At 36.5% G+C, this 24,792-nt stretch carries 20 protein-coding genes; 2 read left to right on the top strand and 18 right to left on the bottom strand.

Features of this window, described 5'->3' with window-relative positions; genetic code table 11:
• Positions 1-28: 28 nt before the first annotated feature.
• The 4 genes from pgoN to N7Z68_RS19530 form a co-directional block, all read right to left on the bottom strand.
• Positions 29-859 carry a glyoxal/methylglyoxal reductase gene (gene pgoN, locus N7Z68_RS19545; RefSeq protein ID WP_275120152.1) on the bottom strand — a complete coding sequence of 277 codons (831 nt, stop codon included), beginning with the start codon at positions 857-859 and terminating at the stop codon, positions 29-31.
• 67 nt (positions 860-926) lie between these two features.
• The gene (locus N7Z68_RS19540) at positions 927-2,753 is read right to left on the bottom strand and encodes an ABC transporter ATP-binding protein (RefSeq protein ID WP_275120151.1); all 1,827 of its coding nucleotides are present in this window, start codon (positions 2,751-2,753) and stop codon (positions 927-929) included.
• Complete coding sequence (locus N7Z68_RS19535) at positions 2,734-4,485, bottom strand: ABC transporter ATP-binding protein (protein WP_275120150.1); 1,752 nt, start codon at positions 4,483-4,485, stop codon at positions 2,734-2,736. The genes N7Z68_RS19540 and N7Z68_RS19535 overlap by 20 nt, the downstream gene beginning before the upstream one ends.
• 241 nt (positions 4,486-4,726) lie before the next feature.
• Positions 4,727-5,119, bottom strand: coding sequence for a spore germination protein GerW family protein (locus tag N7Z68_RS19530; RefSeq protein ID WP_275120149.1), 393 nt, complete (start codon positions 5,117-5,119; stop codon positions 4,727-4,729).
• A gap of 215 nt (positions 5,120-5,334) precedes the next feature.
• Between N7Z68_RS19530 and N7Z68_RS19525 the strand changes: the two genes are divergently transcribed.
• On the top strand, positions 5,335-5,802 hold the full coding sequence (locus N7Z68_RS19525) for a VOC family protein (RefSeq protein WP_275120148.1): 468 nt from the start codon (positions 5,335-5,337) through the stop codon (positions 5,800-5,802).
• Positions 5,803-5,906: 104 nt separating this feature from the next.
• Here N7Z68_RS19525 and N7Z68_RS19520 read toward each other — a convergent pair whose 3' ends face one another.
• The 10 genes from N7Z68_RS19520 to N7Z68_RS19475 form a co-directional block, all read right to left on the bottom strand.
• On the bottom strand, positions 5,907-6,317 hold the full coding sequence (locus N7Z68_RS19520) for an ATP-binding protein (protein WP_275120147.1): 411 nt from the start codon (positions 6,315-6,317) through the stop codon (positions 5,907-5,909).
• The gene (locus N7Z68_RS19515) at positions 6,307-8,559 is read right to left on the bottom strand and encodes an EAL domain-containing protein (protein WP_275120146.1); all 2,253 of its coding nucleotides are present in this window, start codon (positions 8,557-8,559) and stop codon (positions 6,307-6,309) included. The genes N7Z68_RS19520 and N7Z68_RS19515 overlap by 11 nt, the downstream gene beginning before the upstream one ends.
• 28 nt (positions 8,560-8,587) lie before the next feature.
• Positions 8,588-8,932: an STAS domain-containing protein gene (locus N7Z68_RS19510; RefSeq protein ID WP_275120145.1), complete on the bottom strand. Its 345-nt coding sequence runs from the start codon at positions 8,930-8,932 to the stop codon at positions 8,588-8,590.
• Between the two features lie 10 nt (positions 8,933-8,942).
• Positions 8,943-9,992 (bottom strand): chemotaxis-specific protein-glutamate methyltransferase CheB, encoded by a 1,050-nt coding sequence (cheB, locus tag N7Z68_RS19505; protein ID WP_275120144.1) that lies wholly within the window; start codon positions 9,990-9,992, stop codon positions 8,943-8,945.
• 1 nt (position 9,993) lies between these two features.
• On the bottom strand, positions 9,994-10,797 hold the full coding sequence (locus N7Z68_RS19500; RefSeq protein WP_275120143.1) for a CheR family methyltransferase: 804 nt from the start codon (positions 10,795-10,797) through the stop codon (positions 9,994-9,996).
• Between the two features lie 106 nt (positions 10,798-10,903).
• Positions 10,904-13,948: a methyl-accepting chemotaxis protein gene (locus N7Z68_RS19495; RefSeq protein WP_275120142.1), complete on the bottom strand. Its 3,045-nt coding sequence runs from the start codon at positions 13,946-13,948 to the stop codon at positions 10,904-10,906.
• Positions 13,949-13,972: 24 nt separating this feature from the next.
• Complete coding sequence (locus N7Z68_RS19490; protein ID WP_275120141.1) at positions 13,973-16,621, bottom strand: chemotaxis protein CheW; 2,649 nt, start codon at positions 16,619-16,621, stop codon at positions 13,973-13,975.
• Positions 16,622-16,632: 11 nt separating this feature from the next.
• Positions 16,633-17,064: a chemotaxis protein CheW gene (locus N7Z68_RS19485; RefSeq protein ID WP_275120140.1), complete on the bottom strand. Its 432-nt coding sequence runs from the start codon at positions 17,062-17,064 to the stop codon at positions 16,633-16,635.
• Positions 17,065-17,390: 326 nt separating this feature from the next.
• A complete protein-coding gene (locus tag N7Z68_RS19480) occupies positions 17,391-19,196 on the bottom strand; it encodes a LuxR C-terminal-related transcriptional regulator (RefSeq protein ID WP_275120139.1) in 1,806 nt (601 codons plus the stop codon).
• A gap of 310 nt (positions 19,197-19,506) precedes the next feature.
• The gene (locus N7Z68_RS19475; RefSeq protein ID WP_275120138.1) at positions 19,507-20,472 is read right to left on the bottom strand and encodes a glycoside hydrolase domain-containing protein; all 966 of its coding nucleotides are present in this window, start codon (positions 20,470-20,472) and stop codon (positions 19,507-19,509) included.
• Positions 20,473-20,788: 316 nt separating this feature from the next.
• Between N7Z68_RS19475 and N7Z68_RS19470 the strand changes: the two genes are divergently transcribed.
• Positions 20,789-21,595: a LysM peptidoglycan-binding domain-containing protein gene (locus N7Z68_RS19470; RefSeq protein ID WP_275120137.1), complete on the top strand. Its 807-nt coding sequence runs from the start codon at positions 20,789-20,791 to the stop codon at positions 21,593-21,595.
• 111 nt (positions 21,596-21,706) lie between these two features.
• Here N7Z68_RS19470 and N7Z68_RS19465 read toward each other — a convergent pair whose 3' ends face one another.
• From N7Z68_RS19465 to N7Z68_RS19450, 4 genes are all read right to left on the bottom strand, one after another.
• On the bottom strand, positions 21,707-22,030 hold the full coding sequence (locus N7Z68_RS19465) for a DUF2680 domain-containing protein (protein ID WP_275120136.1): 324 nt from the start codon (positions 22,028-22,030) through the stop codon (positions 21,707-21,709).
• Between the two features lie 126 nt (positions 22,031-22,156).
• Positions 22,157-23,239: an acyltransferase family protein gene (locus N7Z68_RS19460; protein WP_275120135.1), complete on the bottom strand. Its 1,083-nt coding sequence runs from the start codon at positions 23,237-23,239 to the stop codon at positions 22,157-22,159.
• A 156-nt stretch (positions 23,240-23,395) separates the two neighbouring features.
• Entirely contained in the window at positions 23,396-24,007 is a 612-nt protein-coding gene (wrbA, locus tag N7Z68_RS19455; protein ID WP_275120134.1) for an NAD(P)H:quinone oxidoreductase, read from the bottom strand.
• Between the two features lie 223 nt (positions 24,008-24,230).
• Positions 24,231-24,671, bottom strand: coding sequence for a MarR family winged helix-turn-helix transcriptional regulator (locus N7Z68_RS19450; RefSeq protein ID WP_275120133.1), 441 nt, complete (start codon positions 24,669-24,671; stop codon positions 24,231-24,233).
• Between the last annotated feature and the right edge of the window lie 121 nt (positions 24,672-24,792).

The following is a 24,792-nucleotide window of genomic DNA, read 5'->3' as shown; positions in this document are numbered from 1 at the left end:
TACAGCTTTTGGCATTCGTTGTGTTTGATTAAAAATCAAAATTATCAGGATCTGGACCGACACGCTCATCCTTATTTAATGCATTAATTTGAGCCATATCCTCGCTTGTCAGTTCGAAATCAAAGATATCTCCGTTTGCTGCAATTCGATCTGCGTTGACTGACTTCGGAATGGTCACTACACCACACTGTAAATCCCAACGTAAAATCACCTGTGCAGGTGACTTCCCATACTTTTGCCCGATCTCCACTAACGTAGGGTGGTCGAGTAAATTACCTTGTGCTAATGGGGACCAAGCTTCTAATTGAATATGGTGCTCCTTGCAAAATGTGCGTAAATCATGTTGTGCGAGTTGCGGGTGGAACTCGACTTGATTGACCATCGGCACAATATTGGCCGTTTCTAGTAAATCTTCTAAATGATGAACGTGAAAATTACTTACACCGATCGCACGTACTTTTTTATCTGCATATAATTTCTCCAAAGCACGCCACGTGTCTTTATACTTTCCAGCCACTGGCCAGTGTACTAAATATAGATCTAAATAATCTAGGCCTAACTTTTCCATGCTTTCTTCAAAGGCTTGTAATGTCGTTTCATATCCTTGATTGGCGTTCCAGACTTTCGTTGTAATAAATAACTCTTCGCGTGGTACTCCACACTCTTTTATTCCTTGACCAACGCCTTCTTCATTTTTATAAATTGCCGCCGTATCAATACTGCGATAGCCTGCTTGAACAGCAGCTTGAACAGACTCAGTCACTTGTGAGCCATCTTCTACTTTCCAAACACCTAAGCCTAACCAAGGCATTTTTACTCCATTATGTAACGTTGTTGTGTCTTTAATGTGTTTTGCCATATTCGGTTCCTCCCATTTGTTCCATTATGATAACTATGAACTGCTACTTCTATTATGAAGGAATTTCTCAAATTTTGCTAATTTGACTACTGTTTAATTCATAGTAGAAGCCTCTTTCTTTTAATAAAGATTCATGGGTTCCTTTCTCTATCAGTTCACCTTCTTGTAAAACAATAATTTGATCCGCTTTTTGTATCGTATTTAAACGATGAGCAATGACAAAACTCGTACGCCCTTTCATTAAACGTTGCAGCGCTTCTTGAATTTTCACTTCTGTTATCGTGTCAATGTTACTAGTAGCTTCATCTAGCACTAATATTTTCGGATCAGCTGCGATCGCCCTCGCAATCGATAATAATTGTTTTTGACCTTGACTAATACCACTGCCGTCCTGTTTTAAAACGGTATCATATTGATCCGGCAGCTTCATAATAAAAGAGTGTGCATTAGCAAGTTTGGCCGCTTCCTCCACTTCCCTGTCACTTGCAGTTAACCTGCCATAACGAATATTTTCCCTGATAGTGCCCTCAAACAAAAATGAGTCTTGAAAAACAAATCCCATGTGCCTGCGGAGACTTTCTCGTTGTATCTTTTTCATTTCGTATCCATCAATTAAGATCTGGCCACCATCGGCATCATAAAAGCGGGTTAAGAGGTTGATGACCGTTGTTTTCCCTGCACCCGTTGGACCAACTAAAGCAACTGTTTGACCTGGGGTTACAGTAAAACTAACATTTCTTAAAGTATTTTCGTCACTTTCATAAGAGAACGATACTTGCTTAAACTCAACTTCCCCTTTCACTTCCTTAAGAGCTATGGCGTTCGTTTCATCTGCACTTTCTTCTTTTTCATCGATGACTTCAAACACACGCTCAGCACCTGCAATTGCTGAGAGGATCGTATTAAACTGGTTCGCTAGATCATTTAGCGGTCGAGTAAACTGCCTCGCATACTCAGCAAAAATGACAATAATACCGATAGATACCATCCCGTTCAAAACGAAAATCCCGCCAACAAGTGCAATCACCGCAAAGCTTAAGTTGTTCAGGACATTCATAAGTTTGGGTATAAATCCAGAAATGGTTTGGGCCCAGAATCCCGCTTCACGAAGACGTTTATTTTTCTCATGAAATTCAGCTAACACTTTTGGTTCCTGCGAGAACGTTTTAATGATGGACTGACCAGATAACGTTTCTTCAATAAAACCATTTACTTCACCAAGATTACGTTGCTGCTCCTTAAACAGCTTTCCTGTTCTTTTCGTAATCCACTTCATTCCTAGTACCATTAAAGGAATAATGGTAAGGGTAACTAAGGTTAAAAGTGGACTCAGCCATAACATCACGATTAAAATACCGACAAGCGTCAGAACACTCGAAATGACTTGAATAACTGAACTGTTTAACGTTGAACTTACATTTTCAATATCATTTGTTACCCGGCTCATTAACTCCCCATGCTGCCTTTTCTGAAAAAACGCAATCGGTAACTGGTGAAGCCTCTTAAACAAGTCAGAACGCATTTGAAAAACGGTCTTTTGAGCAACTCGGATCATTACAAAATTCTGTCCCCAAACAGCGGCCGAATGGATGACATATATAGCGCTCAATCCTAGAATTACATAGACTAAACCGTCTAAATTACGAGTCACAATAAACTCATCAATCGCCATACCGACGATAAATGGTCCAAGCAAGGCAAATACAGAACTGACAATAACTAAAACCAATACTAGAATTAATGGGCTTTTATTTTGCACCAAGTAACGCCAAATTCGTTTTAACGTTCCTGCCCAATCTTTCGCTTTCTTTTTTTGTTTTGCCCCCGTACTATTATCCTTGGGATCAATAGCTATTTTTTTATGTTGGAAAGGTTTACTCACTTCCTTTAGCAACGTACATCGCCTCCTCTCCAAACTGAGATCGATATATTTTTTGATACAGTGAATCATTGGTTATTAAATCTTGATGTGTTCCTTCTGCGATCATTTCCCCATCATCTAATATTAAGATCTTATCCGCTTCGACAGCCGTACTTATTTTTTGTGTGATGATTAGTGTTGTACATTGGAGTTCCCGTAAGCTTGCAAGTATTTTTGCTTCTGTTTTTAAATCCAATGCACTCGTACTATCATCAAGTAAAAGGATTTTCGGCTTTCGAACAAGTGCTCTGGCAATCGCAAGCCGTTGCTTTTGTCCACCTGATAAATTAACACCTTTTTGGCCGAGTACTGTGTTATAACCATTCGTAAACTTAGAAATAGTTTCATGGATTTGGGCTTTCTTAGCTGCTTCGATAATCTCTGCGTCTGTTGCATCTTCTTTTCCCCAAGCTATATTGTCTTTAATCGTGCCTGTAAACAATAGCGTTTCTTGAGGAACATACCCTATTTGTTTACGAAGATGGTCTAGCTTTATCGTTCGAATGTCTTTATCATCGATCTCGATCTCACCGTCTGTCACATCATATAGCCGAGGGATCAAATGGAACATCGATGATTTACCGGACCCTGTTGAGCCTAAAACAGCTACGGTGCTCCCTCTTTCCGCTTCAAACGATACTGCCTTTAAAATGTCCCTGTCGGTTGCTGGATACCGAAATGACACCTTTCTAAATGTAATGTTACCCTCCAATTTTTCAATTCGTTTATTCGGTTCCTTAGAGTTTTCTTTATCTACCAAGTCTACTTCTGTATTGAGTACTTCAACAATTCGCTCGGATGAAGCTCTAGCTCGTGAGAAAAAGATAATAATCATCGAAAATACAGAAAAAGCCCCGCTAATTCGTGTTGCATAATTGATTACCGCAACGACTTCACCTACATTAGCCCCGCCTGCATTTACTTGAAAACTGCCAAACCAAAGCACGCCTAGAATACTTACATTCATCAGCAACAAAATAATCGGCATTGTAATTTCCATCAGGCGTAACGCAGAAACCGTCGATCCCATTAATTCTTGATTCGATTTTGTAAAACGATCAACTTCTGTGTCTTTTCTAAGTAGAGCTCGGATTAATTTAATTCCTAGTAAATTTTCACGCATGACCCGGTTCACACCGTCCAATTTTTGTTGGACAATATTAAATAATGGACGTCCCTTTTTAAATATCCAGATTAAAAATAACAGACTTAAGGGAACAGCTACCGCTAACAATAGAGCAAGTCTTACGTTTACAACGAGCGCCATGATTAGTCCTCCAATGACTAATAACGGAGCACGCAACATAATACGCAGGCCGGTAAACAAGGTAAGTTGAAGAACATTTACGTCGTTTGTCATCCTCGTAATTAACGAAGATGTTTGAAAGTGACTTAAGTTCGTAAACGAAAACGATTGAATTTTTTCAAACAACCCGTTTCGGATGTCATGACCAAACCCTTGACTGCTGTGTGCTGCATAAAAAGAATTAATAATACCTGCCGCAAAGGCAACGAGGGACAGACCAATCATAATACTTCCCCAATAAATCACGACCGAAAGATCTTCTTGTAAAATACCATCATTAATAATTTTCGCCATAAATAACGGCTGCAGTAGTTCAACTGTTAGTTCAACTAAGGTTAAAGCAATCGCGATCACCATAAATAAGCGATATCGTTTTAAATATGAAAATATAACAGCCATAATAAATCCCCCAGACTACCTTCTGTAAGCGCAATCGATGTATATGTATTTTTATCTTATGTATACATTAATACTACACGAAATACCCAAATTATAGAATTTATTTGACTCCAGGCTACTTATAACGATAAGGACTAGAGAAAGCCGTTAATTTAATAATTTTATTCTTATACATAAAAAAACGCATGCCGTTTTCCTTACCAGAAACCGATGCGTTTCGACCAATGTGACTGCCAATACCTTATTTTTCCTTTGTCCGTTTATTTTTACGCATTAATATAGAAAATAGAAAAGTTACAGCACCCACTAATAGAAGTAAAGCAGATAAATCTACAGTTGGTATAAAGCGAGTTTTCTTTTTAGTAATCTCATATACCCCTACAGGGCGAACTAACATCGTTCCGCCTCCACCTTCACCTTCGCCTAGGCTAGAGCCCTCTTTTGTTTCCTCAGCCGTTCCTCCCCCACCGCCGAATAAATAAGTTACTTTAGAAACTGGAACGACTTTTTTATCTTCTAACTCAATAGGTTCGCCATATACTTTTTTCGTTTGGACCGCTTCACCCATCTTTGCAAACATGCCACGAACAGGATTTTGATATCTTGAAGCTTTTTCTTCTTTTCTTTCGTTCATAAGGGGTTCCTCCTAATAGTTAATAGTAGGGAATTCGCTGTAATAGCTTATGTTTCCTTTACTATTAAAATGGTTTTTATGAACTTTTATTCATGTTTTTATAAACCTCTTCTCCTCCTAAAGTTGTAGTTGTAGTTCAATCTTCCTCTTGATTAAATCGTTTTCAACTTTATGTAATCTATAATCATACCAAAAAATTTGAGGAGGAATTAAAAATGAAAAATGCACGCTTATACGAAACACATGTACAATCGACTAATTTAGAAAGATCGATTGCTTTTTATAAAAAATTAGATCTAGAGTTAGCTTATGTATTGAATGATAGAAGAGCAGCTTTCTTCTGGATTGGAGATCCGTCCGTAAAAGAATTTATGCTTGGGGCGTGGGAGGTTAATGAAGAAGAGTTCCGTAAATCCCATTTCGCTTTCCATGTTTCCTTTGAAGAATTACTTCAAATTCCTGATTTTCTCAAAAAGAGGGAGATCTCCTTAATTCCATCTTTTGGACTCGATACGACGGAACCAGTTGTACATGGTTGGATGCCGGCTGCTTGTTATTACTTCTTAGATCCAGACGGGAATACGTTAGAATATATTTCAGTACTAGAAGATGAACCTAATCAAGCTGCTGGGGTTGTCCACCTCAGCTCGTGGAATAAGGTAATAAAAAAGGATGCATTCTAATTACTAACTAGAAAGGAGCGAGGTTTCACTTACTGAACTTCGCTCCTTTCTAGTATCATTTTTATTTTGATTGCTGAAGATAGAAGATAGTTTGGTAAGACATATTAGTGCTTTTGGCTTCTCTTTTTCATTAACTGTGTTTTAATAAAACTTCCTTCGGCTTTTACTTCTGCAAAGTCAACTAAGGATAAAATGAGTTTTAGCCCTCTTCCTCTTGGACCTTTATTGTCGGTTTCCTTAGGTGGATTTAGGGAATAAAGCTCGCCTTCGGTGTATAAAGTTAACGTAATGCCCTTTTGATCTTCTACTTTCTCAATCTTTAGAACTTTCATAGAACATCGGTCTGTGTGGTCAAACGCATTTGTACATAATTCTTCTACTACTAATTGAAGATGCAATGCTTCCTTTCTATTAAATCCCAGCCCTAAAGCAAGCCGTTTTACAAAGTCCATTGCATTTAAGATGTCACTCTTTACCTCAAGGGAAAACAAGAAGAATTGATCCTTATGCTTCAATATATTCACAACCCCTACCCTCTTCCCTTTGTTGTTTAAATAGTAACTGTTCAAAGTCGGCAATTGGTAAAGGCTTACTAAAGTAATACCCTTGCCCTTCAGAACAACCACTTGCAACTAAAAATTCTAGATGCTCTTTTGTTTCTACACCTTCAGCAATCACATGCAGATTTAAACTTTTGGCTAATTGTATAATGGCATGTGCAATTTCTTTATTAGTATTATTTTGAATTTTAATGACAAAAGATTTGTCGATTTTTAAAGCGTTTATCGGAAATTGTTGCAGGTAACTTAACGAAGAATAGCCTGTCCCAAAGTCATCTATCGATATTTTAATATCTAATGATTTTAAACGCTCTAATTCATTGATAACATAATCTACATTTTTCATTAACATACTTTCCGTTATTTCCAGCTCTAAATTTTTTCCGTTAATATTGTGTTTTTTTATTATATGGTTTACTTGTTCAACTAAATTGGTTCTTTGAAAATGTTGGACCGAAATATTAGTTGAAATATTAATGAAGTCCCATCCTTTATGCTTCCATTCGCTTAACTTCTTGCAGGCTTGCTCTAATACCCAGTGATCCAAATCAATTATTAATCCCGTTTCCTCTGCAAGTGGTATAAAGTTCATAGGTGGTACTAGCCCAAGTTTCGGATGGTTCCATCTTATCAAAGCTTCTGCACCGATGATTTTTCCAGTATTCAACTTGTATCTCGGCTGAAAATAAACTAGCAATTGATCCCTTTCAATTGCTAGATGCAAATCATTTTGTAAAATTAAAATTTCCCTGGGAGAATGTTCCTGAGAAGGTGAATATAATACAAAGTTATTTTTTCCTACTTCTTTCACTTTTTTCATGGCTAAACTAGCATTCTTTAGCAACGATCTAGAATTCGTCCCATGATAAGGATAAAGGGCCCCACCGATACTTGAAGTTACATATAGGTCATTGCCTGAAAAAGAAAAAGGTTTTTTAAATGCATTTAAAATGTCATATGCAACCTTTCTGCACTTTTTTTCATCCGCTTGAGCAAGGAGAATGACAAATTCATCTCCACCCATTCGACAAATAAGATCTCCCTCTTGAAGTAGTTCACGAATACGAGCCCCTACTTTCATCAGCAAAGCATCACCTTGTTGCAGACCAAATGCATCATTAATTAACTTAAAGCGATCAATATCAAGGTGTAATATCCCAAACTTATGGTCGCCTTCTAACATACTCTGCTCAATTTTCTGCTGAAAATAGAACCGATTGGGTAACCCAGTTAAACTATCAAAATTAACTAGTTTTTGGATTTGATTCTGACTCGAATATACTTTGCTTATATTATTATTATGCTCGATAGCAATACTCACTAATTGCTTGTATGAATTTAAACTTCCTAAATGTTGTTGCAAGGTATCCGTTTTGGAAAATAAAATTAACCCGCCTAATAAGTCATTCTGAACAGAAAGTACAGGAATTATTATAAAATAATTTAAATCATTCAATTTTGCAACAGGATAGATTTTACTAAATGGACCCATTAGTTCAAGAACATGTACAGGAAGTACGCTATTTAAAAAGTCTAAATGTTCATCTTTAATCCGATCTATTCCGAGTGCAATTTCATCAAGTTCAAATAACGGGTCGGTAATACTTGTGGCCCCTCCTAACTTTAATGATTTATTACTTTGTTGAAATGAATAAATAGAGCAATATAAACCATTACAATGGTCTTCAATAAACCACGACATGATGGAAAGAATATCATGGAGGGGTAGGCGTTGTGCAATTACCTTAATCATCACTTCATATTGTAGCACCCGTATATTTCTACTCTCCGAATAAAGTTGTCTTGTTTTTTGGCTACCATATAATTTGACTTGTTCAACTAACTCCAACTTAAACTTATCCCAACCTTTTGCAGGTTTAAATAAGAAATGATCTGCACCCAGTTGCAAAGCCTCTAGAACATCATGTGTACTTTGCTGCGTAAGTCCACTTACTATAATAGCTGCTGGAACCCATTTTTTTCTCCTCAAATACTTTAGGGTTTCTAGTCCGTTCATATTGGGCATATCCAGGTCAAGAGTAATTATATCTGGGGTGAGCGCTTCTATTTTTTCTATAGCTTCTAAACCACTTCTCGCATGACCCACTACCTCAATTTGCGAGTCAGTCGATAACATTGTTGTTATATAATCACACATAAAGAGAGAGTCATCTACGACTAGTACTTTTATTTTCACCTAGTTTACCTCCCTCATAAAAAAAGAGTTATACTTCTTTAAAACTTAACAAAGCTTCACCGACATCATTAAATAATTTTACAAATGTACCCAATTTTGTGATTTCAAAGATTTCTTGTATATTAGGTTGAAGACCAGCTACAATTAACTCCTTGTTTTTACTCCTTGCTTTTAACACTGCATCAGCTATATATCCTATAGCTGCACTATTTAAATAAGGTACGTCGCTTAAATCTAGTAACAATTGGTTCGTATTAGCTTCAATTAACTCATAAATATACGTTTTAAAAGTGTCTCCATTTTTTAAGGTGATTTCGCCATCACATTTTAAAATTTCTACACGATTGATAATCATGCGATTAAAATTCCCCATAACCTGCTCCTTATATTAGTGATTTTATAGCCGAAACGATATTTGTAATCGGTGCTTGTTTATCCGCAAGTCCTGCCTCATATACAACCCGTGGCATCCCGTAAACAACACAAGTTGATTCCGCTTCTACAATGATTTTCCCCTTATTTTCTTTTACTTGTTTACACCCTAATAACCCGTCTTGTCCCATTCCCGTTAAAATCACAGTTAAGAGCTTTTCTTTATAAATACTAGTAGCAGATAATAACGTGACATCAACAGATGGATGATACAAGGTATCAATGGCGGCATCTTCAGTTAAGTCGAAAATTGCCCCATGACCATCCTTTTTAATCGTAGTTTGTAAGCCTGCCGGGGCAATATAAATATTGCCTGGCATCAACACCTCTTGATCCTCTGCTTCCTTTACCGGCAGATGGCATATAGAGTTAAAACGATCCGCAAGTGGTTTCGTAAATCCTTTTGGCATATGCTGAACAACAACAACTGGAAAAGGTAATCCGTTTTCAAAATAAGGGAGGATTTCTTGAAGAGCCGCTGGTCCTCCAGTTGAACAACCGATAACTAAGAGCTCTACATGTTTTGAAAATGTTAATTTACTATGGGCTTTTAATGCAACCGGCAAAGCTTCAGCTGTCGACCGAGGTTTTTTAGGTTTGACATTTGCACGGATCGCCACTTCAATTCTTTCCCAAAAGCTATTTATCGTTTCAAGGGAGGCTTGATTAAATAATTTTTCTTTAACAATAAAATCAACTGCTCCTAGTTCTATTGATGTTATAGACGGAGAAGCAGTATCAGCTGAGGCATTTGTGAGCATGACGACAGGAACTGGACATTCATTCATAATAATTTCTAATGCTTCCAGTCCGTCCATTTCTGGCATTTCAATATCTAAAGTGACAACGGCTGGTTGTAATCTTTTTACTTTTTCAATGGCATCTTTTCCATTTCTAGCTATGCCAACGACGTATAACTCCTCATGTTGTTCAATGACTTGTCCAATTGCTCTTCGCATAAAAGCTGAGTCATCTACAACGAGTACTCCATACTTTTTCATATTATAACTCCTTTTTATAGTAAAAGGTGCTCGGAGTGTTTACCGTTTTATATCCTATATTAAAGGTAGAAATGTTTTCTGAATGGCCTAAAAACAAATATCCGTCTTTTTTTAGGGAGTGAAAAAAATGCGTCGTTACTTTTTTTATTGTTTCTTGATCAAAGTAGATAAGAACGTTCCGGCAAAATATTACATCAAAATGGAGCATTTGCTTCATAGAGGTCTCATCTAGTAAGTTTAAGTATTTAAACTGCACCTGTTCTTTTATTTCATTTGTGACCGTATAACCAGTGGGACCTTCTACAAAATATTTATTCAACAACTCATCAGGTATCCTTCGAAATGACAGTGACGTTTTGCTATAAAACCCATTTTCAGCTACTTCTAATACACGCTTATTAATATCTGTCGCAACGATTTCGAATTCCTCTGGTGGAAACAAACCCGTTTCTTTGATCATCATTGCTAATGTATAGGGTTCTTCCCCTGTTGAACAGGCCGCACTCCAAATTCTAACTTTCCCACCCTTTTGCTTAATAAGTGGTAAAACAACATTTTTAAATTCAACCAATTGATTTTCTTCTCGATAAAAATAGGTTTCATTGATAGTTAATATTTCAACTGCCTGATCCCATTCAACTGGTTGTTCTTCAAGGTATTTACAATACTCCCATAAAGAATTTAGTTGTAGCTCATGGACACGTTTCATAATTTTATTTTCTAACGTTACTAAATTGTTCAAGTAATTCAGTCCACATTTTTGATACACTAATTGACTAAAATGCTTGATAGAAAATTGATTCATCTTACAAAACCTCTCTCAGTAAAAGTAAAACTCATTCCATGAGAATAACTCCTTCCCATGGAATGTACGTTTAAATGAAGTTCTCGTTAAAATCTCTTCAAATAGTTTAAGCTTGTAATTGGTAAGATAAGTTTTTCGTTTTTTGCTGTATGTCCTGTGTGGCAGCGTGCAGACCATCTAACACATCCCCATTACGTTGCACCATTTGTTTCATATTCACTATCGTATTCGTTACATTCGATAATTCACTCAGCTGGACTTTTGTTGCATCTGTGACATTTTCAGATTGTTGGGATACATTAGACATTAATGTCACTACGCCTTCAGTACTCGTATTAATCGTTACTAGAACTTGAGCAATTTGACGTAATTGATCTCGGGAATTACTAATACCAGCAATAATCTCTTCTATACCTAACGCTTGCTCTTTCGTCGCAACCGTAACTTGTTCTGATTGCTTTGTAATGTTTGTGATAGATTTTACAATTGTGTCTGCTTGTTTAGCTTGTTCTGTAGTCGCTAGACTAATTTGATTAATTTGCTCTCTTGCATTAACAATTCCGGAGATGATTTCTTCAATTCCAACAGCCTGTTCTTTTGCGGCAGTCGTCACAAGCTCTGCTTGGTCTGTTACATTTTGTACCGATTTCACAATTTCTCGAGCTTGCTTCGTTTGCTCGGTTGTAGCTACTGAAATTTGACGAACTTGTTCTTTTGCGCTTGCTGTTGATTGAACAATATCTTCAACACCAGACGCTTGCTCTTTGACGGATTGAGTCACTAATAAAATTTGATGCGTCATTTCATCAACAGATTTTACGATGTTAGCCGCTTGTTTCGTTTGCTCATCTGTTGCAGTATCTATTTGGCGGACTTGTTCTCTTGCACTAACAATTCCTTTTATAATCTCTTCAACACCTACTGCTTGTTCTTTTACAGATTGGGTAACAAGTTCAATTTGTCCTTCCATATTTGCAACAGATGTTACAATATCTCGACCTTGCTTTGCTTGTTCATTCGTCGCTGAGTTAATTTGGGACACTTGTTCTCTTGCACTACGAACACTACGATTGATCTCATCAACCCCAGCGACTTGCTCTCTTATAGAGACCGTTACTTGACCTACTTGCTCTGTCATACTTTCAACCGCTTTTACGATCCCTTGAGCTTGCTTTGTTTGTTCTGTTGTCGCAGCAGTGATTTGGCGAACTTGCTCTCTTGCATTTACAACACCTTTTACAATTTCTTCTACACCAATAGCTTGTTCATTGGTCGCTTGAGTTACTAAACGTGCTTGTGTTGTCACATTTTCGACCGAATTTACAATCGATTGTGCTTGCTTAGCTTGCTCCCCAGTTGCCGTTGTAATTTGACTCATTTCCGTTGTAATATTCTCAATACCGTCGACAATTTTTTCTATTGCTGAATTCGCTTGATCAGAGAGTTTGTTCCCTTGCTCTACTTTTTGTTCACCAACTTCAATTGCTTTAATCGCATCTGTCGTTTCAGCTTGAATCCCTTTAATTAAACCTGCAATCTCCTTTGTAGCTGTTGCTGTTCTTTCGGCAAGCTTACGAACTTCATCTGCAACTACGGAAAACCCCTTCCCATGTTCACCTGCACGAGCTGCTTCAATGGCTGCATTTAGTGCTAATAAATTGGTTTGCTCGGCAATGTCATCAATAACTTCAATAATACTCCCAATTTCATCTGAACTTTTTCCTAGATTTTGCATAACGCCGGAAGCTTGCTGTACCACTTCACCGATTTCTTTCATCCCAAGAATGGATTGTTGGACCGCATTCTTTCCATCATTAGCATCACTAAATACTTTTACACTTAGTTGATTGACGTTTTCAGCATTTTGCGCCACTTGTTCAATTGAGGCCGCCATCTCTTGAATTGATGCGGACGTATCGACTGCAAATACGGTTAAGCTTTCCGCATTTTTGGCTACTGATTTTACGGAATTACTCGTTTGTTCGATTGAAGCTGAAACTTGTTCTACAGAACTTGCTGTACTTGCAGCATTACCTGCTACCTGTTCAACTGATGCTGCCATTTCTTGGATCGCCGCAGCAACTTCCTCTGATGAACGGTGTAAACTATCGGCATTTCCAGCAATCCCTGTTACTTGACTCCCCATCTCTTCCATCGCTGCTGACACTTCTTCAACAGAAGCTGCTGTACTACTTGCATTTCCAGCTACTTGCTCAATCGATGCCGCCATTTCTTGAATCGCAGAATTAACTTCTTTAGAAGATGACGTTAAACTTTCGGCATTTTGAGCCACACCTTTTACTTGACTCCCCATTTCCTCAATCGCAGCTGAAATTTCTTCAATAGAACCCGTAGTACTTTGAGCATTTCCTGCTACTTGCTCAATTGAGGCCGCCATTTCTTGGATCGCTGAGGCATTTTCATGAGAAGACTTCGTCAATACTTCCGCATTTTGGGCAACCGTTTTTACCGAACTACTCATTTCTTCAATCGCAGCGGCCACTTCTTCAACAGAACCAGTCGTACTCTGCGCATTTCCAGCTACCTGTTCAATTGAAGCCGCCATTTCTTGAATTGCATCTGTCGTTTCCTTCGCCGACTTCGTTAAACTTTCGGCATTACTAGCAACACCTGTAATAGATTTACTCATTTGTTCAATCGAGGCAGAAATTTGTTCGACCGAACTTGCAGTACTCTGAGAATTACCAGCGACTTGCTCAATTGAGGCAGCGACTTCTTGAATAGACTCTGATGTGTCTTTCGCTGAAGAAGTCATACTATCTGCATTTTGAGCCACACTTTTAATTTGCGTGCCCATTTCTTCGATCGCAGCAGATATTTCTTCTACAGATGCGGTGGTACTTGAACTATTGTTTACCGCATCTTTAATATCTTTTGTCGTCGTGCTTAAATTTGTTAACGTATCTGCAACTGTTGAATGAAGACTTTCCGCATTTTTCACGACACCCTCTACTGAACGGTTTAAATTGTTCATCATCGAAGTTGTTGACTCAATCGTCGCTGACTGCTCTTTTACTCCTGTAACAACTTGTCGTGTCGTTTCTGTTAAGCTCTCTACCTTTTCTTCTACCGTCCTTGTTGCAGTTGATGCATCTTTCAATTTGTCTACTAATTTAGCTTTTCCAAACATATATGAATTCCTCCTAAATAACTGCTAGTTTATTTGTGCTGCAATTTCCTCTAGCTTTTCATTTGTAAGTTGGTGAATTTCTTGACTATAAATCAATTGCTCAAAATCCAGAACAGTAATTAATCGCTCACCTAAATGACAAATTCCCTCTATAATCTCGGTGTTTACATACGTATTGTTTTCATCACATAATTCCAAACAGTTTCTATTCACTTTTAGAACTTGAGTGACTTCATCTACTAAATAACCCACTTCCGCTTCTGAAATCTTGACAACAATCACCCTTGTTTTCTTATTGAAAGAATTCGTTGGTAAATTAAAGTAATCTCTTAAATCAATCACAGGAATGACTTTACCACGTAAATTAATCATTCCTAGGACACTCGGAGCAGATGTGACCACTTTTGTAATTTTCGGTATCGAAATAATATCTTTGACGTATGAGATATTAATTCCATACTCCTCATTAGCTAGTTTAAAAGTTACAAGTTGATCTTCCTCATTTTCTTCACTACTGTTTTGCTTCTGATCTGCTAAATTATCTTGAGCCCCTTCTTCATTAACAACCGATGCAATATCTAAAATAAGGGCAACATTACCATTCCCCATAATCGTAGCCCCAGCTATATGTGGTGGATTGCCAATGTATTGACCTAAAGATTTAATTACAATTTCTTGGTTACCTAACGTTCGATCAGCAATTATTCCAATCCGTTTATCTGCGATTCCAACAACGATCACAAAAATACGTTTTGTTTCGTTTAACTGATTATCTGTTTTTTCTTGCCTTATGCCTAATTTTTGATCCATTCGTACGAGCGGCAACACACTTCCACGGACGATTGCAACTTCTTTATCTTTCACTGTTTGCACTTCTTCTGGATTAAGACGAATAATTTCTAAGACGTTTACAAGTGGAATAGCGAAAATTCGCTTTCCTAGTTCAATGAGTAAAGAACGAATAATTGCTAGGGTTAGAGGTAGCTTTATGGTAAAGGTCGTACCTTTACCAACTTCTGTTTCTATATCTATAATTCCATTTAGTTTTTCAATATGCGAACGGACAATATCCATGCCAACCCCTCGACCAGATATATCCGAGACTTGTTTTACCGTTGACAAACCTGATTTAAAAATAAGAAAAATTAAATCTCGTTCTGTCATCTTACTTGCTTCATCTTCAGTAAGCGTGCCATTTATAATCGCAGTTTCTTTAATCTTTTGGGCATCTATTCCACGCCCATCGTCTGTAATCGTTATGACGATATGATTTTCTTGATGAAATGCTTTAACTAATACCTTTCCTTTTCTTGGTTTCCCAACACGTTCACGTTCGTCAGGTGTCTCGATGCCATGATCTACAGAATTTCGAAGTAAGTGAATGAGCGGGTCACTAATTTCCTCAATTAACGTTCGATCTAATTCTGTCTCTTTTCCTTCCATCAAGAAGTCTACTTCTTTTTGAACAATGCTTGCTGTGTCTCTTACTAGACGAGGGAAACGATTAAAGAGTTGTTCAATTGGTAACATCCTCGTTTTCATCATTCCTTCTTGTAATTCTCCGATGACCCGATTAAGATGATTCGTTACTTCTGTTAAAATTTCTACTTCTTCCTGATGTTCCACCGTCACTCGACTAAAGCGGTTTCTCACTTCTACTAATCTCGTTTGATCAATGACCAGTTCCCCAACTAAGTTCATTAGATGTTCCAATTTATCAACATCAACACGAACCGTTGGGTTAATTTTTAATTTTTGTTTTAATGTCTCTTCAGCCTTAACTATTTCCTCACCTTGCTGCACTTCAAGTATTTCCAAAGGTTGTGAAGAAGTTGTATTTTCAATTGCTGCTAGCTCTCCTTCAGTCATCATTTCATTTTCGACTACTAATTGATCGATTGTGACTGGGCAGATTTTTACACTTTCAATTTCAGAAACCTGCTCGATCACTCTCTGAATGGAACCTTCTTCTTCCATCGTTATGAGGGTGAAGATAAAATTTCCATTGAACGTTTCTGCTTCAATCTCCTCACGTTGTGGGAAAGTAACTGCAATTTCCCCAACTTCTTTTAAGTTATTATGTAGTAGGATGGTTCGTACTGATTTCATTAACGACTTCTTCTGCAGCTGAATGTGAATATTAAAAATAAGGTATTGATCATTTAGTGCTGCATGTAGAACATGTTTCTGATATTGATCAAAATGAATGACTAAAGGTTCTTCAACTACCAATACTGCTTCCATTTCATCAAATTCATTACTGTCTTTAATTTCAGGAGTAACTTTTTTTGCTTTTGTTGCTTCTATACTTTTTAATAAAGGTGAAATATCTATATCTTCCCCTCGACCTTCAATAATTGAGCTTTTTATCTGCTTGATCACATCAATAGATTGAAACATGACATCAAAAATTTCTTTAGACGATTGCAGTTGCTGTCTGCGAATTAAATCGAAGACTCCTTCAAGATGATGAGTTAATTCTTTCATCACTTCAAAGCCCATCGCTGCAGAAGAGCCTTTTAACGTATGTGCAGCTCTAAAAATATTATTAATAATTTCTCTATTCGCTGGATCATTTTCTAGCTCGATAATTTGCTGATCCAAAATTAACAATTGCTCATCCACTTCATCAAGAAAAACCCCGATATACTCCGAAATATTAATTCCTTCCACATTTTCACCTCCTACTCAGTTGGATATAATACCTTTTCTAAGTTTAAAATTCCGATCACCTGACCATCCAATTTAACAAAACCGTGAAAAAAATCTTCATCGACCTTCGTCCCTGGCGGTGGTTCGATATTTTCTTGTTCAACATAGGTAACCATTTTAACTTCATCAACCGTTACTCCTATGTTTTCACTATCACCTTGGACGATAACAATTCTATTTTTTTTATTTGGCTTTGCATCAGAATTCAATTGGCCATGCATTTTGACTACCGGAATAATCTTTCCTCTTAAATTGATCACTCCTTGAATATGAGATTTAATTCCTGGTATTTGAGTGACCGTCTGTGGTCTAAGAATTTCAACAACTTCGTTAATCGGAAGTGAAAATAACTGCTGGTTAATCGTAAATACTACGTATTGGTTTCTAGTGGCTGTTACACTCACAATCCCACCTCTTTCTATTCCTTCCAATTTTTATAAGTAATTATTACTAGTAAATTAGTCCTTTGCACAAATTTAATTTTCCCTTTTTTTATAAAGCAAAGCTACTAACCATCTTTCCTATTTTTATACTAAACCCTCCTATACTTTCAGTGATCAATATCACATTAGATTAGGTTTTATAGCTTTAACCCATAGAAAAAAGCTAGCTCATGATTAAGTTTGTTTCTCATTCACTCTAATAGGACATAATTAGTAGTGATCGAAAAACTAGTACTTAAGAGCTAGCTTTTTTCTTATTTGATTTTTTAGATTATATTTTAAGTCTATTACTGTTGTTTATATTTGAGGCGGTATATTAAAGCGAAAGCTTGTGAGCGATCCTGAACGTTTAATTTTTGAAAGATGTTTGTTAAGTGATTTTTTACTGTATGAATACTGATGACTAAAGTTTCCGCTACTTCTTGGTTATTAAGACCTTCTAATACTAAATACAATACTTCTTTCTCTCTTTTTGTTAGGGATAAATCCTCTATTACTGTTTTGATGTTAGAAACTTTTGTGAGATTTTCTCCTTTTATTACCCCTTGTTCAACTGATAATTTAGGATCTAGTAATGCAGTACTAGAAGTAGTCTTGATATAGGAATAATCTCCTGTATCGCTAGAGGACTGGCCTTCTTCATTAAAAAACTTTGGATGAGATAGGAGTTCACTTATGATATCACTACAAAAGTGTAGTAAATCCATCTTGTCGAGCTTCTCACTCACTACATGAGCTACTAATAAAGCATATACGTTTCCTTTCTTGACAATGGGGATCTCTACAATACTGTTTTTTCCTGCACTAACAATGTTAAATAAGTTTAGACGTACTAACGAAAGGTCAGTTTTTATATACTTCGTAAAGAGTTCCAAAAGATGGGCTTGATTGGAAAAAATACCTCGTGAAATAATTTCAGTCTCGTGATGATTGTTCGTATATATTAAACTTAAATCTATCGATTGTGTATAATCTCGTAACATATCTATAATTATATATAATGTTGCTTTTTTGGACCTTTTTTGCATTAATATTTGTAAAACCTGTTTATGAATATCGAGTTTAATTTTTGTATTATTTTTTTTCCTTTTTAATTCTTTAATATATAATCTTTTGCCTACTTTATTCGCAATTAGACTAGCATGATGAATATAATGGTCACTCCAAGTGAACATTTCTTTACAAGAACCAAAAATTACCCCATACACTTCTTCTTTATACATAATTGGAAAGCTAAATAAATGATCAATATCCAATCCTCGTTCACCAAAGAAGGAGAGTCTTGGATCATTTTTAATTTTATGCCACTGCATACTTTTCCTTAATGCTATGGATTGTCCAAGAAACCCTTCACCAACATAAAACTGATTACCTATTAAATTTGTTGCTGAATCTCCTAGTATATGTTGAATTTCATAAATAGAATTCTGTTTTTTTTCTGCATATCCAATGTATACAATTTCTGTTTCTTTGGATTGATTTGAGTCACTGTTATATGTTTGAAGTATTTTACTAAGTAGTACAGGGATTACACTACCTTCGTTTTCAGACAGCTGGTCAATCACACTATTTAATTGATGTAACTTCCCCTCAATTTCTTTATTAAATTTTGTGTGAAAAAAATCTCCAACGAATATTGCTAATTTTTGTAGCTGATCAATGTATTTTTTCACACTTTTACCATCAATAATACAAAGATTGTTAAGAAAACCCTGAATTTTTTGCTCGGACAATCCCGATTTTCTATACCTATTCTCTATTAAATCTTTTGTACTTTCACTTTCCACAAATGGTCCGGCCCAGATGAAGTGAGAGGGTTCCCGATTACGAGTTATTGGAACGAGAAAAAACTTCATCCCCAGATACTTTTCATTAAATGCATCAAACACAATCGTTTGTTTATTTTTATTAAACCTCTGAATTATTTCACAGAAGGTTACATCTCTATCATTTAAAATTTCTGTTGAAATATTTCCAATATGGGTTGGGGATAACATTAATTCGCCTTGTTTATCTGTGATTGCAATTGACAGTTTTAAATGTTGGCTATTCATCCCTTGAAGTTCCTTTACAAGGTTTGGATTGCTATTCAATTTCGTTTTCTCCCCCCAAAAGTAATCACTTCTATTCTAATGAAATCAGTATTAAATTATAATAAACTATTAAAAAAGTTACAATATTAATTTATTGGATTTAATAGTAGCTACTTGAAAATATAACATTGTAACTCCATTTCCATTTAGTAAAGATCACATCCCTATAGTACTAATTCAGCCGGAACATAATACAAGACAATAGTACAGAGTGGTTTATGAGCGGTATACAATAAGTTATTTTAGTTACTAAATAAAAAGGAACGAGGCTGTATCGTAACCTCACTCCTTTCTATCATTATATTTTCTCTTATTCCGGCTGCCACACATAATCAAAAATCAAGGAGTTAAACAGATTCGTATCAATATTACAAGTTTCAGCATCGATTCCATATTGCCATGCCCAATTCAACCAGTCGTTTGGCGGACCTGGTTCGTACTCTTCCGGTGCATTTTCTTCTGTTGTTATCCCAATTTGAGGTTGGTTTGCCCAGACAATCATATTATCCGCGATTTCAGCGTTTTCGTTAATGGCTCCTTCGAACGCTGTCCACACATCACTTTCTGCATCAAATAATCCGTAAATAGCGGCATTATAAATCGATGGTTGTAGTGTGTCGTACCAGCCTTGTATAAAAGCTGAGTCGATCGGATATTCTGGTTCGACGTTCGCAAAGATCGCTACTCCTTCTGGAACGCCAATGCGTTCGGCATACTCAATCGCAACTTCGGCCTCCGCTACCCCTTTGTCGTATGTCGTACCATCCGTAAAATGATTATAGATTACTAGAATAGACACACCTTGTTGATGAAGAAAACTTACTTCATCTTCCGTTAAGCCAAAAGAAACTCCGTCCTTATCTTCTAAATATCGTCCCCAAATCTCAGGTTCCCCAAAGTTCGATGTCACACAGGCATATAATTCTTCAGTCGTTAAACTAGCCGAATCAACACCCCAGACAATCTCGCCTTCATCTTCTTCGTTTCCATTAATCGTACCGTTTTCACCGTTTCCTTCGTCGTTCTCTCCATTTGTCTCTTCTCCATTACCTTCTCCATTCTCTCCGGTCTCACCGTTTTGTTCCTCTCCATTGCTTTCCCCGTTATTTCCATTCCCAATTTCTTGGTCCTCATCCTTTGCACCATTTTCTTTTCGATCTTCTTTTTGGCCGTTTTCGCAAATAAGAGTTCGTTCGTAACCGTCATTTATTACAAAAAAGAAAAAGGAAGCAAAAGCTAAAATAAAAACGGTTGCTAGAACAACATACTGACGCACTATTTCGCCTCCCTACATTTGCAAAGTCCATATATACTATTGCGTTCGTAGGAATGACGTGTAGGCGCGTACCTTGTCATCAGCGTTTTTTCAGTTTCAAATAATTTTATTTTTAGGCTTGTTTATTTTGTAACTTTCTTTCGGAATCCTCCGTCTAATCGTTTGGAAACACATTCACAATAAGTTCATTTCACTCAGTGGAGGGCCCCTGCTGATTGGAAGTGCTTCAATTCAACTAGTTCCTTAAACCAGTTTTATAAATGGATGATGCAGTAATCTACGTTAGTAAAAAATAAAAATACGAGGTGCATTCAAAATGTTTAATTTGAAAAAAAATGCAATAAAAATGATGGCTTTATCACTTGGAGTTACAGCTATGATGGGATTTGTTCACAGTGCAGATGCAGCAATTTATGAAGTGAAAAGAGGAGATACACTATTTCGAATCGCTCAAGAAAATAAGACGACAGTTAATGAATTAAAACAAGCCAACAATTTAAAAAACAACATCATTTTTCCTGGGCAAAAGCTTCAAGTGAAGGACGCTGCCACTTCTTATGTCGTGAAAAGAGGCGACACTTTATACAGTATTGCTAAAAAACATCAGATGAAAGTAAACGATTTAAAGAAGTTAAACGGTTTGACAACGAATACCATTTTCCCAGGACAAAAACTAGTCATTAAAGGAAAACCTGTCACAGACAACTCTATCCCTGCGATGAACAAAGAAGTTAAACTAACGGTTCAAAACGGATATCAGTTTGTAAAAGAAGAACCTGGTAAATATCAACTCTTCTCCAAACGAGACCCTGGATTTTTTGTAAGAGTCGAACTCGTTGATACCAAAGCCAACCTGTCAGGTTTAAAAAAGAATGCCCAGGAATACTTGAATACGACAGGGAATGTTAAAGAAGTTAAAGACCTAAAAAATGTCCACCCATTTTACAAAGGATCCGAATTTTATTTCACAAGCTCTAACCCAAAAGTTCAACAGAGTATAGTTGTTAAAAAAATCAATGGTCAACTCGTCAAATTCACACTTCACCTCCTCGATAAAGAAGAAGCTGAAGATATTACACCTTCTTTACTAAATCAATTGCAAACGATCAAATTTCAAATATGAAAAGAGGATGACAACGTTGGTCATCCTCTTTTCATTCACTATACACCTTCTTAAAAACTACAACTTATCTTCCGGCTAATTAATTGAACTAACCTAGCAATAACGCCTGCTTTAATGATGTTTTCTCTTATGGTCCCATTTCGGAATATAACCATCGTCTTCAAGCTTTTCATAATGACTTTCAAATTTTTCAATAATTTTATTCCCTTTTTCTGCACTAAACACGCCAAACTCAACATACTTCTCAATAATTTCTTTCTTCTTTTCAAAAGCTTCCTTATGTAAAACAGCCAATTCTTGTTTTTGCTCTTCTGTTAACTCTACTTCTTGGACTTCAGCTTCGTTATCGTTAAATTCTGCTTGTGCAGGCAACGGTCCGAATGCCGTCAACGACAAAAATAAAGCTGAAAGTACACCAATTGATAATTTCTTCACATAACCATCCCTTTCAAGAAAATCACCTATAGTGTACTTCAACCTTGTAATTTTATACTCTACACGAATATACCCTTTTTAAACTTCTCTAATAAAACCTATACTTACAAACCTTTAATTCGTTCCTTATGCCGCTTTAGACATTGCTGTTTCTCTAAAGACTTTCTTGCGAGTCGTTGTTTTCCCCACAATAAAGGCACCCAAATGAAATTTAGATAAAAGATAGATGAAAATAATCGGAACAATAACCCCCGCAATAAATTGAACAATCATATAACCGAATGGTGTTATTTCTAATAATGGGAACCAGCTTCTAACCATCGTTTGAACAAAAGGATGTAGCAAATAAATCCCATACGAATATCCACTTATAGAAACGATCCACGTTGGAATTCGATTCAGTTTCGAAAACAGCAGAAAGAAGAGAAAGAATAACATGACGGTGTAAGGAATAATATCAAAACGAGCTGATGTCACTCGCATTAACATTCCTGAATGATATATAAACTGTACAAGCCCCACTGAAACTATAGTACCTAACACTACGACCATCCAATATCTATGCAACTTATCAATAAACATTTCATAATTTCTCCCACAATAGTAGGCAACAACATAATAAAATAACCAACCAAAAATCAAAATTCTTGAAAAGAATAGAGTCAGATAACTCGAATGCTGCACGAAATCGATAAAAAAGAAATAAAAGCCTATCCAATACCCTGCGCTAATGATAAAGCTTACGATTAAGACATGCATAGCTTTAAATCGCTTCAAATACTTTATAAATAATAAATGCAGTAAATAAAACTGAAAGATAATTAAGACAAAATACCCGTGCCACTGTCCTATAAAATTAAACCCAAGTTCAATAGCAAAATCTTTAAATGTCCAGTCAAATCGAATATATTTATGGCCCGCATAAAACGTCGCCATTACTAAATAAGGGACTAATATATACTTGATCCTCTTTATAAGGAAACCGTTCGGAATTTTTTCTTTGTAAGCATGCGTCATCACAATAGTTGAGATCAATACAAACATTGGCGTCCCGTACAACAACAACATTTGAAGGGTGCGATATACCACCCGTAGATCCCCCGACAAAGAGAAGTCTGTTATTACCCTGCTTACAGCATGAGTTAGGACAACACTCAAACAAGCTATGATACGCAGCCAATATACTTCATTCATTTCCTTTGTACCCACGTCATCACGCCCCTTTAGAATGAACACACTTCTACTTATTTTCCTTGATCTGATTCTTTTTCTCAATTCAAAAAAGCACCCTTTTTTGGATGTTTCCCCCAACATACTAAAAAAGCAGGAGCTGACTTAAGTGATCAACTCCTGCTCATATATTTTTTATTGATTACCTTGTTTAACTAATCTTGCAATGTCTAATGTACGTTTTACTTGGTGTTGTACAGCAGGCTGAACATCTTCTTGCATGTTTCCGTCTTGATCTACTGTAACACTTGCTCCATATGGGTTTCCGCCTGTTGTAAATAACACAGGATCTGTGTATCCTGGTGCAGCCACAATTGCTCCCCAGTGGAACATCGAAGTATATAGAGATAAAATTGTTGCTTCTTGACCACCGTGAGCGTTTTGTGCTGAACTCATTGCACTTACTACTTTATTAATTAATTTCCCTTGGAACCATAATCCTCCAGTGGTATCTAGAAATTGTTTCATTTGCGCGGGCATGTTACCAAAGCGAGTTGGTACACTGAAAATAATAGCATCGGCCCACTCTAAGTCTTCAAGTGAAACTTCAGGAACGTCTGTTGTTGCCTCCACATGAGCTTTCCATGCTGGGTTGGAATCAATCGCTTGTTGGGGCGCTAACTCAGGTACTTTTAAAACTTTGACATTTGCACCATTTTCTTGCGCTGCTTCCTCCGCCCATTTTGCTAACGTGTAGTTAGTACCTGTAGAACTGTAATAAATAATTGCTAAATTTAAATTTGACATAATCGTATGACACTCTCCTTTGGATTATATTGTAATTTTATCTTAAATCTCGAATTCAAATAATATGACTTCGAGATATTTAAGCCAACAAATAAATCTTAATTTCACATTCACTAAATGTGTCTTAGCCATTAATAAAGCTATACCCACATTCTTATCGATACTAAACTATCTTTATTCAATTATTCTCGAATTCAAGATATCGTTCGAAAATTAGAGCGCTTTAAGCGTTGATCCCTAATTTCTTTAATAATTCAATTAATGTTTCTCTTTCACCTTGATCTAAGCTGGAAAAGATTTTTTCTATCGCTTCCTGATGACTCGGAAAGATTTTACGCATTAATTCATTTCCTTCTTCAGTAATGGCTGCATACGTCACGCGGCGGTCTTTTGGGCATGCTCTGCGAATGATTAGGTTTTTCTTTTCTAGTTTATCAACCACATACGTGATGCTCCCGCTTGCTAATAAAACTTTCTTACCAATTTGTTGTATGGCCTGGTCGCCTTTATGAAAAAGTAACTCTAATACCGCAAATTCAGTAGGATTTAAACCATACCGACGAATATCTTCCTCTACACGATCTGAAACCGCTCGATGTGCACGGGATAATACGATAAATGATTTTAAAGCCAGCTCTTCGTTTTGTTTTTTATCATTTGTCATATAAATCAAATCCTTACTTTTTATCTCGAATTCAAGATAAATTATATAATTATTTTTTCTAGTATGTCAACATTATTTTTGAGGTGGATTAAAAAACTCCACCTCGGCTTGTCCATCTTGT

Source organism: Alkalihalobacterium chitinilyticum (genome assembly GCF_029028005.1).
GTDB lineage: Bacteria > Bacillota > Bacilli > Bacillales > Bacillaceae_F > Alkalihalobacterium > Alkalihalobacterium chitinilyticum.
This window is presented reverse-complemented; position numbering and strand designations above follow the sequence as displayed.